Source organism: Microbacterium sp. TWP3-1-2b2 (assembly GCF_049896145.1).
GTDB lineage: Bacteria > Actinomycetota > Actinomycetes > Actinomycetales > Microbacteriaceae > Microbacterium.
Window position 1 is genome coordinate 1 of the sequence record NZ_JAFCTS010000001.1, and the last position, 12,394, is coordinate 12,394.

Sequence of the window (12,394 nt, forward strand, 5' to 3'; positions counted from 1 at the left end):
CCCTGTGGGAGAGTAGGACACCGCCGAACTTCTTCTAAACAAAATGGCCACCCAACGCAGGGTGGCCATTTTGCGTTAACTCACCTGCCCGGAGGGCCGTCCAACACCGTCGGAACGTACTCGAGCAATTGAGTGCGGTGGTCGAATGTGCGCGTCTCGACGAGCTCGAGACTCACATCGGGATAACCGTCGAAGATGCGGTCGCGACCGCTCGCCCCGGTGATCACCGGGAAGATCACGACCCGGAAGCGGTCGACGAGCCCCGCGCCCAGGAGCGAACGGCACAGCGCGATGCTGCCGATCGTTCTTAGCGGCCGGTCCGACTCCTCCTTGAGGCGGCGAACGTACTCGACAGCATCCGTGTCGACGAGAGTCGAGTTGGCCCACTTGAGCGGCGCCTTCAGCGACGCCGAGAAGACGTACTTCTTGATGTCGTTGAGCACGTCGGTTCCAGGCTCGCCGCCCGCGGTGAGCTCGGACATCACGCGATACGTCGTCGCTCCCATCAGCAGGGGATCATCCTTGGTCGGCTCCTGCTCGAGCCATTCGAGATACTCGGGGCTCTCCATCCCCCACCATCCGGGCCAGCCGACGGCAGCGCCGTAGCCGTCGAGGGAGCAGATGAAGTCGATCGTCAGAGTGTGCATGTCATCTCCTTCGCTTCGCGCAGGAGTCTAGAACTTCCCCGAGCCGCGCGGAACCCTCACCTCGGTGTGCGGGTACGACGAACCTCGTACAGGCGACGCATCAGGCGCCGAAGAGAGGCGCCACGAGGCTGACGGCGATGGCGATCATCACCGTTGCGATCACCGCATCCAGGATCCGCCACGCCCGAGGTGTGTTCAGCCAGCGGGCGAGGCCTCTGGCCCCGAACCCGAGCGCGGTGAACCAGACGATGCTGGCGAGGATCGCCCCAGCCGCGAAGAGCCATCGTGCGTCGCCGTGCGTCGCGGCGATCGAGCCGAGCATCAACACGGTGTCGAGGTAGACGTGGGGGTTCAGCCAGGTCAAGGCGAACGCGATCGCGATCGCGGTGACCAGTCGTCCCGACCGCTTCTCATCTCCCGACGGATGCAGGGTCTCATCGCCGCGCCATGCCCGTCGCGCCGCGAGCAGGCCATAGGTGAGCAGCACAGCCGCACCGAGGACTCGCGCGGCGTCGACCAGCCACGGCACAGTCTCCAGCAGGAAGCCGAGTCCGGCGACGCCCGTCGCGATCAGGACCGCATCTGACAGAGCGCAGATGACGACGACGACCAGGACGTGCTCGCGGCGGATGCCCTGGCGCAGGACGAACACATTCTGGGCGCCGATGGCGATGATGAGAGAGAGACCGAGGCCGAGGCCTGCGAAGAACGAGAGCACGTTCCGAGAGTAGAAGCGCGTCGGCATAAGCACCAGCGAAGTGTTCTAACGAAGCATTAGCATGGCTTACATGGCGGCAATCTCACCGGAGCTGGCGTCGACGATCGCCGCCATCGTGGACGGCGGAAGTCTCGACGCGGCCGCTCGCAGTCTGCACATCACGCCCTCGGCTGTCAGCCAGCGCCTGAAGAGTCTCGAACAGCAGCTCGGCCAGGTTCTCATCGTGCGGGCACGGCCGGCGAAGGCGACGGCTGCCGGCGAGTCTGTTGTGCGCATGGCTCGTCAGATCGCACTGCTCGAACACGACGCGCTGTCGGCGCTCGGCCTCGATGCAGCGGGAGAGCGCGTCAGCATCCCTCTCGCAGTCAATGCGGACTCGATGGCGACCTGGTTCCTCGCACCCCTCGCCCGGCTTGCGGATGCCCATGGAATCGACTTCGATCTGCACCGGGATGATCAGACCTTCACGGCCAGGCTGCTGGAATCAGGTGAGGTCATGGCCGCCGTGACGTCGGAGCAGACTCCCGTCGCCGGATGCACGGTCGCACCGCTCGGCGTCCTCCGCTACGAGGCGATGGCGACACCGGCGTTCATGCAGCGGTGGTTCCCCGATGGCGTCACGGCGGCTGCACTGCAGCATGCGCCGTTCGTCGACTTCGACCGGCGTGACACGCTTCAGCACACCTGGCTGCGTTCGCGTGGGCTGGATGAGCGGGGCGTTCCTCGCCACTACGTCCCTGCGTCGCACGACTATGCGCAGGCAGTTCTGCTCGGACTCGGGTGGGGCATGCTGCCCGGTTCGCAGGCAGTGGATGCGGCGGCATCCGGAGCTGCGCTCCCGCTGGGCGGCGATCCGATCCACGTGCCGCTGTACTGGCAGCAGTGGAACCTGCGATCGTCGTTGCTGGATTCGATCGCCGCGGAGGTCATCGCGGAGGCAGCTGCGGTGCTGGACTGACTGAGCGCCGCCCTGCGGCTGTGATTCAATCGGCCAGAGCGAGGGCGCGGAACGCGTCGCGTTCGCGGAGGGCATCTCGGCGGCTGGCGGCCTCTGTCAGCGCTGCGGAGGGCGGACGCTGCCCGGTGGTGCGGTGGTAGAGCTCGTCGATCAGGCGTGTCGCGAGTGAGACCAGCTGTCCGATCTCGCGGTCGTCGCGATCGATCCACACGCATCGCGGCTCGTCATGGATCGGACGGAAGCTGTCGTGCTCCTCCCAGACGAACAGGGTGCGCTCCGCGCCGAGCACGTGCTGCTGCCACCACACCTGGCGGAGATACGTGCGGGGGATGGTCCGCCAGTTCTTGTTCGTGGTCTTGATCTCGGCAAGCAGGATGCGGCCGTCGGCATCCTGCACGATGCCGTCCGGGGTGGCGAGGTGGCGATGCTCTGACTCTGCGCGGAACAGAGCAGAGGACGGACGGATGCCGTGCGTGCCGGCGACCCAGCTGGCGATCTCCGGCTCGCGGCGACGACCATGATCGGTGTACGCGTTGCCTCCGAAGTGGGCACCGCCTCCGAGCTTCGCATCGGCCGCGCGGATGATCGACTTCTCTCCGGAGAGTCCTGCGACGTCCGTTGCGGTGATTCCTCGGGTCCGTGCTCTGAGCCAGGCGACCCGGTCACGGGAGTCCGCGACGATACGAGCCTGAAGTTCCGGAGTCACCATTCGAGGCTACCCGCGACCACGGACGAGCGAGACCAGCCGCGCCGATCCGAGGCGGTCAGGATCATCCGTCTTCGGCGACTGGTCGTCAGTCGACTGCCGGCCAGTCGCCGGGACCGCTTGAGCCTACGACGTACTCGTCCAGCGGTACCTTGTCGGCCTTCCAGGCATCGAGCACCGGTTGCACGATGCGCCAGCATTCCTCGGCGGCATCGCCTCGCACGGCGAGCACAGGGTCGGCATCGAGGATGCAGGAGAGCACCTCGGCGTAGGCCCGGAGTGCGCCGGGACCGAGCTGCGCCGACATCGTCGTCCGCTCCAGCTCGAACGGGTCCGCTTCGCCGTTGACATTGAGCTCAAGGGAGATCTCGGCCGTGCCGAGCGAGAACCGCAGAACAGCACCCTCCGCGTCGCCGCGGAGGCCGACAGGGACGTGGCGCACCGGACGGAACCGCACGACGATCTCGCGCGAGGGGTCGCCGATGGCTTTTCCTGAGCGCAACGTGATCGGCACACCCGCCCAGCGGGCATTGCGCACCTCGAAGGTCGCCGCGCCCAGCGTCTCGGTGTTCCGCTTCGGGTCCACGCCCGGCTCATCCGCGTACGACGGGAACTCCCGCCCCTCCACACTGCCGGCGGTGTACCTCGCGCGCCGGGAGTTGTGCACCGGATCGTCATCCCACACCGAGGTCGCGCGCAGCACTGCCGTCGTCGCGGCACGGAAGTCGACTTCGTCCAGTGTCGCGGGCTCCTCCATCGCGAACACCGCCAGCACCTGAAGGAGGTGGCTCTGGACCATGTCGACGAACGCCCCGGCATGGTCGTAATATCCGGCGCGCCCTTCGAGGCCCAAGGACTCGTCATAAGTGATCGAAACCGATTCGATGTCCGCCGCCGACCACAGCGGCTCGAGCACCCGGTTCGCGAATCGCACTCCGAGCAGATTCAGCGTGGTCGAGCGGCCGAGGAAGTGATCGATCCGGAAGGCCTGACTCTCCGGCACCAGCAGGGCGAGACGTTCGTTGAGCGCCCGAGCGCTGTCCTCATCGACACCGAACGGCTTCTCCAGCGCCAGTACGACGCCTTCGGGCACGTCGATGGATGCCATGGCATCGCACGCGGCGGCGGCGACGGAGGGCGGCACTGCGAAGTACAGCGCGAGCGGCGCCTTTCTTCCGGCGAGCAGCTTCTCGAGGTCGTCTGCGGCAGTGATGTCGGCGAGGTGGTACTCGGTCTCCACGCGAGACATCGCCCCTTCGGCATCCGCAGACGCGAACGCGGTCTGCACGACGTCACGCCATCTGTCGTCGGACCATTCGTCCATGCCGGCGCCGATCAGATGGACCGTGCGCGTGGGCTCCGTGACCAACAACTGGCCCAGCGCCGGCAGCAGGAGCCTGGATGTCAGGTCGCCGGATGCTCCGAAGATCATGAGTGTCGTGTGCGCGGCCATACGGCCCACCGTAGTCGGCGCGAGGAGATCGCAACAGGCCTGGATCGTCGGCGCCGTCACTGCCACAATCAGACGGATGCCATCTCCGATCGAAGACTACGCACTGCTCAGTGATTGCCGCACGGCGGCTCTCGTCTCCCGCGATGGCAGCATCGACTGGCTCTGCCTGCCGCGTTTCGACTCGCCGTCGATCTTCGGCGCGCTGCTGGGAGATCCGACCCACGGATGCTGGACGCTTCGGCCGATCGACGAAGAGGCGACCATGAGCCGCCATTATCTGCCGGACACGTTCATGCTCGTCACGCGGTGGGAGAGCGCCGACGGCATAGCCGAGGTGCACGAGTTCATGCCGATGAGCAGACACCGCACCGACGTGGTGCGACGGGTGATCGGCGTCTCGGGGACCGTCGCAATGCGCACCGAGCTGCGGATGCACTTCGATTACGCACGCGCGCTGCCGTGGGTGAGGCAGGTCGGAACCGAAACCGCGCCCGCGCTGAGGGCGACGGCCGGGCCGGACGCCATCATCGTCCGCGGCGTCGCACTCTCCGCCTCCGATCACGTCCACATCGGACGGATGGCGGTCTCCGAAGGTGAGCGACATGAGCTGACACTGACATGGTTCCGCTCACACGAGAGCGCACCCGATCCGCTCGACATCGAAGCCGCAGCAGCGAGAACCCGCTCCTGGTGGCAGGGGTGGGCGAGTGGAATCGAGCACGACGGACCACACCGTGATGCGGTGGTCCGCTCACTCCTGGTGCTGCGTGCGCTCACGAACAGGGACACCGGAGGCATCGTCGCGGCCGCGACGACATCATTGCCGGAGGACTTCGGAGGATCGCGCAACTGGGACTACCGGTACGTGTGGCTGCGCGATGCCGCGTTGACCCTCGAAGTGCTCATCTCTCACGGCTTCCTGCATGAGGCCCAGCATTGGCGACTGTGGTTGCTGCGCGCCGTGGCCGGCGACCCGGCTGAGGTGCAGATCATGTACGGCATCGCGGGGGAGCGCGACCTCGCCGAGCGCGAGCTCGACTGCCTTCCCGGATACGAGGGCGCGTCGCCCGTGCGCGTCGGCAACGGCGCCGTCGATCAGTATCAGGGCGACGTGATCGGCGAGGTGCTCGTGGCTCTTGAGGCTGCGCGTATCGCCGGACTCGAGGAATCCGCGTTCTCCTGGCCGCTGCAGCGCGCGCTTCTCGAACGGGTCATCGCCGGGATCGATCGTCCGGACAACGGCATCTGGGAGATCAGAGGCGAGCAGCAGTGGTTCACGCACTCCCGTGTGATGATGTGGGCCGCGCTCGATCGCGGAGTCCGCGCTGTGCGCGAGCATTCCATGTCCGGCGACGCAGACCGGTGGGCCGAGATGCGTGACCGGCTGCGCACCGAGATCGATGAGCGCGGCGTCCACGCCGACGGCTACTTCGTGCAGCACTACGGATCCGACGAGGTCGATGCATCGCTGCTCGTTCTGCCGCAGGTCGGGTACTGCGCAGCGGATGACTCGAGGATGACCCGCACGGTGGCGCAGATGGAGCGCACTCTCCTTCGGGACGGACTGCTGATGCGCTATCGCACGACGAGCGGTGTGGACGGGCTCGAAGGGGGAGAGCATCCGTTCCTCGCATGCAGCTTCTGGCTCGTCGAACAGTATGCCGCGAGCGGTCGGGAGCGCGACGCCGAGGAGCTGATGTCGCGACTCGTGGCACTTGCGAACGATATCGGCCTGCTCTCCGAGGAGTACGACGTAGAGGGGGCCAGGCACGCCGGGAACACTCCTCAAGCACTGTCGCACCTCGCGCTGGTCCGTGCGGCAGACGCGCTCGCCGGGCACGCCGGCCGCGCCGCCGACCGTCACTGAGCAGCCGACGCCGCCCTCGATTTGGGGGACGAGGTCGGATGCCGTATTCTTGGAGCAACCGAAGACCGCCGGTCATCGTGATGTGCGAAAGCACAACATGATCGAAGCACTGCTCAGCAGGGGCCCGCGCAGGTGTCACGAACTGTTCTCAAAGCTCCGTGCGCTTGCGCCGGAGCTTTTTTGTTTGGCTTGTGGGGTGGTCGAGGTCGATGCCCCACCACCGTGCGGCATCTCGTACCCACCAAGGAGTGACCATGGCGCAGAAGGATGCATCGGTTGCCGAGCTCACGAAGTCATTCGAGAACTCGAACGCCGTCCTGCTGACCGAGTACCGCGGTCTGACGGTTGCCCAGCTCAAGGAGCTGCGCAACAGCATCCGTCAGGACGCTGAGTACGCCGTGGTGAAGAACACGCTGACCAAGATCGCCGCCAACAAGGCTGGGATCTCTGCGCTGGATGACGACCTCAAGGGTCCGTCGGCCGTCGCATTCGTGCACGGTGACTTCGTCGCCACCGCGAAGGCTCTTCGTGATTTCGCCAAGGCCAACCCGCTTCTCGTGATCAAGGGCGGCGTGTTCGAGGGCAACACCCTCACCGCTGACGAGGTCAACAAGTACGCCTCGCTCGAGAGCCGTGAGGTTCTGCTGGCGAAGGCTGCGGGCATGATGAAGGCGACGATGGGCAAGGCTGCCGCGACCATCGACGCGCTTCGCGAAAAGCTGGAGACCGCACAGGCCGCGTGAGCGACCGGCGATCTCGTTTCACAAACCCCATCAATCTAGGAGACACATCATGGCTAAGCTCACCACTGAGGAGCTGCTCGAGCAGTTCGCCGACCTGACCCTCGTCGAGCTCAGCGAGTTCGTCAAGGCGTTCGAGGAGAAGTTCGACGTCACCGCTGCTGCTCCCGTCGCCGTTGCCGGCGCCGGTGGCGCAGGCGCTGCTGAAGAGGTTGAGGAGAAGGACTCCTTCGACGTCATCCTCGAGGCTGCCGGCGACAAGAAGATCCAGGTCATCAAGGCCGTCCGCGAGCTCACCTCGCTCGGCCTCGGCGAGGCGAAGGCTGTCGTCGACGGCGCTCCCAAGGCCGTCCTCGAGGGCGCCAACAAGGAGACGGCCGAGAAGGCCAAGGAGACTCTCGAGGCTGCCGGCGCGACCGTCACCCTCAAGTAACAGCGTCTCAACGCGTGTGAAGAAGACTCCGGGCTCTGCCCGGGGTCTTCTTGCGTCAGCGCGGGGCAGCGGAAGAGTTGCGAACGACGAGGGCGGATGCCGCCACGATGTGCTCGACGTCTGCTGCAGGTCGCTCCAACTGGCGCAGCAGCAGGTCGACAGCCTGCCTCCCCTGCTCTCGCGGCTGCTGCCGGATGGTCGTCAGGGCGAACATCTCGGCGTGCTGATGGTCGTCGATTCCGACCACGCTCAACTCGGTGGGTACGGCGATGCCGAGCCGTCGTGCGGCGATGATCGCGCTGATCGCTGTCTCATCGCATACCCCAACCACAGCGGTGGGGCGAGTGCGCCGATTGCCCAGGAGATCGACCGCGCTCTGGTACCCGCTGGGCATGTCGCTCGCAGCGGGGCTCACACTGATACGGTCGCTGAGCCCGGCGGCATCCATCGCCTCGCGATAGCCCTTCAGGCGGAGAGTATCTCCGAATCCCGCACGAGAGTCGTCCTCGCCCGCGCCGATGAAGGCGATCGCCGTGTGGCCGAGGTCGATCAGGTGCTCCGTCGCGATACGAGCGGCGGCGGCGTCATCGATCGACACCGAGCTCGTACCCGGGTGATAAGGACCGATGGTCACCAGTGGGCGCTCGAGGCCGGACAGCCTGTCCAGCTCACGGCTTCGCGGTTGGATCCCTGCAGCGATGATGCCGTCGAATCTTCGCCGCGGAAGCACCACGTCGAAGATCCGATCTCGAGCGGCTGAGCCGTCGGGGACGCCGTAGAGGGCGAGGTCGTAGTCGTGTGCGAGCAGGGCGTCCTGCACGCCGGTGAGCAGTTCCGAGAAGTACCAGCGACCGATCGTCGGCACGACAGCGCCGATCGTCAGGGTGCGCCCTGTGGCGAGGCTCGTCGCAGAGGAATGAGCGACGTACGCGAGTTCGTGCGCGGCGCGTGACACCGACTCCCTGGTCTCGTCCGAGACGTAGCCGCGTCCGCTCAATGCGCGACTCGCGGTGGCCTTCGAGACGCCCGCACGCGCCGCGACGTCCGCGATCGTGCTCATGCATCCTCCTCGATGTCCGAACGCGAACCGCCGTGCGTCCGTGCACAGCGTAGTCCGACTCTCCTGCGAAGGGAACCGGTTCCAGGTCACGGGAGAGGGAGCGCTCCCATGTCCATCGGGCGAGTGCGTTCAAAGGTTGTCAGCTTGTGATCTGGGCCCATTGTGCCGGGGCCGGTCTGGCCAGTAGGTTTGGCCTGGAATCGGTTCCCGATCCGCTCGCTCTCGGGCAGGCGGCACGCATGGGGACGTGAACTCGAAGAGGAGAAGTCACATGGGACTGTCACAGCGTAATCGGCGTCTCGCGCCGCTGGCCCTGATCGGCGCGGCGGGTTTCGCGCTCGCGGGGTGTGGGGCTCCCGGCGCGCCCGAGGGGGGCGACGACGGCGGCGATGGGGGAAGCAGTACTGTCACGATCTACGGCACCATCGTCGACGCCGAGGCCGAACTCCTGCAGGAGTCGTGGGCCGACTGGGCTGAGGAGAACGGCATCGAGATCAAGTACGAGGGCAGCCAGGACTTCGAGACGCAGCTCGGTACTCGCGCACAGGGCGGCAATCCGCCCGATATCGCGATCTTCCCTCAGCCGGGTCTGTTCGCCGACTTCGCTTCGCGCGACTTCCTCAAGCCTGCGCCGGAGGAGGTCGAGAAGAACGCGAACGAGTACTGGACCGAAGATTGGGTCAACTACGGCACTTATGAGGACACCTTCTACGGTGCGCCGCTGATGGCCAACGTCAAGGGCTGGATCTGGTATTCCCCGACCAAGTTCGCCGAATGGGGCGTCGAGGTCCCTGAGACGCTGGGAGATCTGACGGCGTTGACCGAAACGATCCAAGCAGCCACCGGTACTCCGGCCTGGTGCGCCGGTTTCGAATCCGGCACGGCGACAGGCTGGCCGGGCACCGACTGGATCGAGGACTACGTGCTGCGACAGGCCGGCCCTGACGTCTACGACCAGTGGGTCACCAACGAGGTGCCATTCACCGACCCGCAGATCAAGACGGCGTTCGACTCGGTCGGCGAGATCCTCTTGAACCCGGCGAACGTCAACGCCGGCTTCGGCGACGTGCGCTCGATCAACTCGACGGCGTTCGGCGACGTCGCACCCAAGGTCGCGGACGGCTCGTGCGCACTCACGCACCAGGCGTCCTTCCTCTCTGGTTTCTACCCCGAGGGCACGGAGATCGCCGAGGACGGTGACGTCTGGGCCTTCATGCTTCCAGGCGAGAGCGCGGATGAGAAGGCCGTGACTGGTGCAGGCGAGATCGTCGGCGCATTCAGCGACAGCGAGGCCACGCAGAAGGTGCTCGCTTACCTGTCCAGCCCTGAGTGGGCGAACAGTCGCGTCAGCCTCGGCGGCGTCACGTCGGCGAACAACGGGCTCGAGCCCGACGCCGCGCAAGACCCGATCCTCCAGGAGACCATCAAGATCCTGCAGGACCCCGACACCACGTTCCGCTTCGATGCCAGCGACCTGATGCCGGGTGCTGTCGGAGCCGGCACGTTCTGGAAGGGCATGGTCGCGTGGGTCAATGGCACCTCCACCGATGAGGTCCTCGAGCAGATCGAGACGGGCTGGCCTGCGGGCTGACCCGATACGGGCGGGCCGCCATCTCAGGCGGCCCGCCCGCTCCCGGTCCATGCGACGGGGCATGAACCGTTGATGATCTGCATGCTGTTGTAAAGGGGACTCCGTGACCGCGATCGAATTCTTCGGATGGATCGGCTCGCTGCCGCCGGTCCTGCAGGCGGTGGCCGTCGTCATCGCCTTCGGGCTGGTGGTCACCATCATCCTGCTGCTTGTCGACGTCGCACCCCGCACGGGGACGATGTACACCATCATCCGTCTGGCCATGTGCCTGCTGATCCCGCTGGCGGTGATGTGGTTCTTCCGTTCCTACTACTGGGCTATGGGTGTCGCGGTCGTGGTGGGAGCGGTGTTCTTCCTCCTCGATTACCGGTCGAAGGCAGGCAAGGGATATCTCATCCAGCTCGTCGCCTTCATGGCACCGGCGTTCCTGCTCCTGTTGGTGGGCCTCGTCCTGCCGTCGTTGCAGACGATGGTGGCATCGTTCATGAACTCGTCCGGGAAAACATTCGTGGGACTGGCGAACTACACGTGGATCTTCGGGCAGCCAGACGGCATACGCGTCGTGGTCAACACGATCGTATGGGTGCTGATCGTGCCGACGGTGTCGACCATCGTCGGACTCGCTTACGCGGTCTTCATCGACCGCACCCGCGGGGAGAAGATCTACAAGGTCCTCGTCTTCATGCCGATGGCGATCTCCTTCGTCGGCGCCGGCATCATCTGGCGGTTCATGTACGAGTACCGCGGCCCGCAGTACGAACAGATCGGTCTGCTCAATCAGATTCTTGTCTGGTTCGGGGGAGAGCCGCAGCAGTTCCTGCTCAATCCGCCGTGGAACACCCTGTTCCTCATCGTCGTGCTGATCTGGGTGCAGACCGGTTTCGCGATGGTGATCCTCTCGGCCTCGATCAAGGGCGTGCCGATGGAGCTGCTGGAGGCGGCTGAGCTCGACGGAGCGAACGCCTGGCAGCGCTTCATCTCCGTCACCGTCCCCGCAATCCGCCCAGCGCTCATCGTCGTTCTGACGACGATCTCTATCGCGTCTTTGAAGGTCTTCGACATCGTCCGGACCATGACCGCCGGAAACTACGAGACGTCGGTGCTGGCGAATGAGATGTACACGCAGTTCTCGAAATTCGAGGCGGGCCGCAGCGCCGCGCTGGCCGTGATCCTGTTCATCCTCGTGCTGCCGATCGTCATCTACAACGCACGCCAGATTCAGAAGCAGCGGGAGATCCGATGAGCGACACGATGAAGTCCAACGCTGTGACGAGCTCCACACCTACCAGCACGCGTGCGATAACCACGGGGGGCAAACTCAACGCCTCGGCAGGCCGCACCCGCAAGAAACTGTCGCGGCCGTGGGCGTCAGCAGCGTCCATCATCATCGCGGTGCTGTGGACGATCCCGACTCTGGGGCTGTTCATCTCCTCGTTCCGTCCCCGGGATCAGATCCTCACCAGTGGATGGTGGGAGTTCTTCCTGAACCCGCAGGTCACCGGCGAGAACTACGTCGATGTGCTGCAGTCAGGCACGACCCAGTTGACGATGATCGAGTCGTTCGTCAACTCCATCGCGATCACCATCCCCGCCACGATCGTGCCGCTGATGATCGCTTCCATGGCCGCTTACGCGTTCGCATGGATCGACTTCAAGGGGCGCAACTTCCTCTTCATCTTCATCTTCGCTCTGCAGATCGTTCCCATCCAGATGGCGCTCGTCCCCCTGCTGAGCACCTTCTCGCGAGGTCTGAACCTGTTCGGATTGCAGCTGACACTGCCGCTCGGCGCATCCGGGGGGTACGCACAGGTCTGGCTCGCGCACTCCATGTTCGCGTTGCCGCTGGCGATCTACCTGCTCCACAACTTCATGTCGGAGATCCCTGGTGAGATCATCGAGGCCGCACGCGTCGACGGCGCATCTCGCGGGCAGATCTTCTTCCGGATCGTTCTTCCGTTGACGATGCCGGCCATCGCGTCGGTGGCGATCTTCCAGTTCCTATGGGTGTGGAATGACCTGCTCGTGGCTCTGGTGTTCGCCGACGGCGGCGCGGCTCCGATCACGAAGCTCCTGGCGGAGATCACGGGAACGCGAGGAAACGACTGGCACCTGCTCACGGCCGGTGCGTTCGTGTCGATCATCGTTCCGCTGATCGTGTTCTTCGCCCTGCAGCGGTACTTCGTGCGCGGTCTGCTGGCGGGTTCGACGAAGGGGTAACACA

The 12,394-nt window shown here is 65.4% G+C and carries 12 protein-coding genes; 7 read left to right on the forward strand and 5 right to left on the reverse strand.

Annotated features, from left to right (window positions below; genetic code table 11):
- Nucleotides 1-80: 80 nt before the first annotated feature.
- Nucleotides 81-647 carry a dihydrofolate reductase family protein gene (locus ACP7AR_RS00005; RefSeq protein WP_426181113.1) on the reverse strand — a complete coding sequence of 189 codons (567 nt, stop codon included), beginning with the start codon at nucleotides 645-647 and terminating at the stop codon, nucleotides 81-83.
- A 100-nt stretch (nucleotides 648-747) separates the two neighbouring features.
- On the reverse strand, nucleotides 748-1,365 hold the full coding sequence (locus ACP7AR_RS00010) for a LysE/ArgO family amino acid transporter (protein ID WP_426181116.1): 618 nt from the start codon (nucleotides 1,363-1,365) through the stop codon (nucleotides 748-750).
- A 70-nt stretch (nucleotides 1,366-1,435) separates the two neighbouring features.
- Here ACP7AR_RS00010 and ACP7AR_RS00015 point away from each other — a divergent pair, with 70 nt between their 5' ends.
- Nucleotides 1,436-2,323 (forward strand): LysR family transcriptional regulator ArgP, encoded by an 888-nt coding sequence (locus tag ACP7AR_RS00015; RefSeq protein ID WP_426181119.1) that lies wholly within the window; start codon nucleotides 1,436-1,438, stop codon nucleotides 2,321-2,323.
- A gap of 25 nt (nucleotides 2,324-2,348) precedes the next feature.
- Here ACP7AR_RS00015 and ACP7AR_RS00020 read toward each other — a convergent pair whose 3' ends face one another.
- Together ACP7AR_RS00020 and ACP7AR_RS00025 are read right to left on the reverse strand one after the other, a co-directional pair.
- Nucleotides 2,349-3,029, reverse strand: a complete 681-nt coding sequence (locus ACP7AR_RS00020) for a YqaJ viral recombinase family protein (protein WP_426181122.1) — start codon at nucleotides 3,027-3,029, stop codon at nucleotides 2,349-2,351.
- 88 nt (nucleotides 3,030-3,117) lie between these two features.
- A complete protein-coding gene (locus tag ACP7AR_RS00025) occupies nucleotides 3,118-4,482 on the reverse strand; it encodes a glucose-6-phosphate dehydrogenase (protein ID WP_426181125.1) in 1,365 nt (454 codons plus the stop codon).
- A 76-nt stretch (nucleotides 4,483-4,558) separates the two neighbouring features.
- Between ACP7AR_RS00025 and ACP7AR_RS00030 the strand changes: the two genes are divergently transcribed.
- The 3 genes from ACP7AR_RS00030 to rplL all read left to right on the forward strand — a co-directional run bounded on the left by ACP7AR_RS00030 (nucleotide 4,559) and on the right by rplL (nucleotide 7,522).
- Nucleotides 4,559-6,349 carry a glycoside hydrolase family 15 protein gene (locus tag ACP7AR_RS00030; RefSeq protein WP_426181128.1) on the forward strand — a complete coding sequence of 597 codons (1,791 nt, stop codon included), beginning with the start codon at nucleotides 4,559-4,561 and terminating at the stop codon, nucleotides 6,347-6,349.
- A gap of 254 nt (nucleotides 6,350-6,603) precedes the next feature.
- Nucleotides 6,604-7,092 carry a 50S ribosomal protein L10 gene (gene rplJ, locus ACP7AR_RS00035; protein ID WP_259063949.1) on the forward strand — a complete coding sequence of 163 codons (489 nt, stop codon included), beginning with the start codon at nucleotides 6,604-6,606 and terminating at the stop codon, nucleotides 7,090-7,092.
- Between the two features lie 49 nt (nucleotides 7,093-7,141).
- On the forward strand, nucleotides 7,142-7,522 hold the full coding sequence (gene rplL, locus ACP7AR_RS00040; RefSeq protein WP_426181131.1) for a 50S ribosomal protein L7/L12: 381 nt from the start codon (nucleotides 7,142-7,144) through the stop codon (nucleotides 7,520-7,522).
- Between the two features lie 55 nt (nucleotides 7,523-7,577).
- Here rplL and ACP7AR_RS00045 read toward each other — a convergent pair whose 3' ends face one another.
- Nucleotides 7,578-8,582 carry a LacI family DNA-binding transcriptional regulator gene (locus ACP7AR_RS00045; RefSeq protein WP_426181133.1) on the reverse strand — a complete coding sequence of 335 codons (1,005 nt, stop codon included), beginning with the start codon at nucleotides 8,580-8,582 and terminating at the stop codon, nucleotides 7,578-7,580.
- Between the two features lie 271 nt (nucleotides 8,583-8,853).
- Between ACP7AR_RS00045 and ACP7AR_RS00050 the strand changes: the two genes are divergently transcribed.
- From ACP7AR_RS00050 to ACP7AR_RS00060, 3 genes are all read left to right on the forward strand, one after another.
- Entirely contained in the window at nucleotides 8,854-10,173 is a 1,320-nt protein-coding gene (locus ACP7AR_RS00050) for an ABC transporter substrate-binding protein (protein WP_426181136.1), read from the forward strand.
- Nucleotides 10,174-10,276: 103 nt separating this feature from the next.
- Nucleotides 10,277-11,416, forward strand: coding sequence for a carbohydrate ABC transporter permease (locus tag ACP7AR_RS00055; RefSeq protein ID WP_426181139.1), 1,140 nt, complete (start codon nucleotides 10,277-10,279; stop codon nucleotides 11,414-11,416).
- Nucleotides 11,413-12,390: a carbohydrate ABC transporter permease gene (locus ACP7AR_RS00060; RefSeq protein WP_426181142.1), complete on the forward strand. Its 978-nt coding sequence runs from the start codon at nucleotides 11,413-11,415 to the stop codon at nucleotides 12,388-12,390. The genes ACP7AR_RS00055 and ACP7AR_RS00060 overlap by 4 nt, the downstream gene beginning before the upstream one ends.
- Nucleotides 12,391-12,394: the final 4 nt, after the last annotated feature.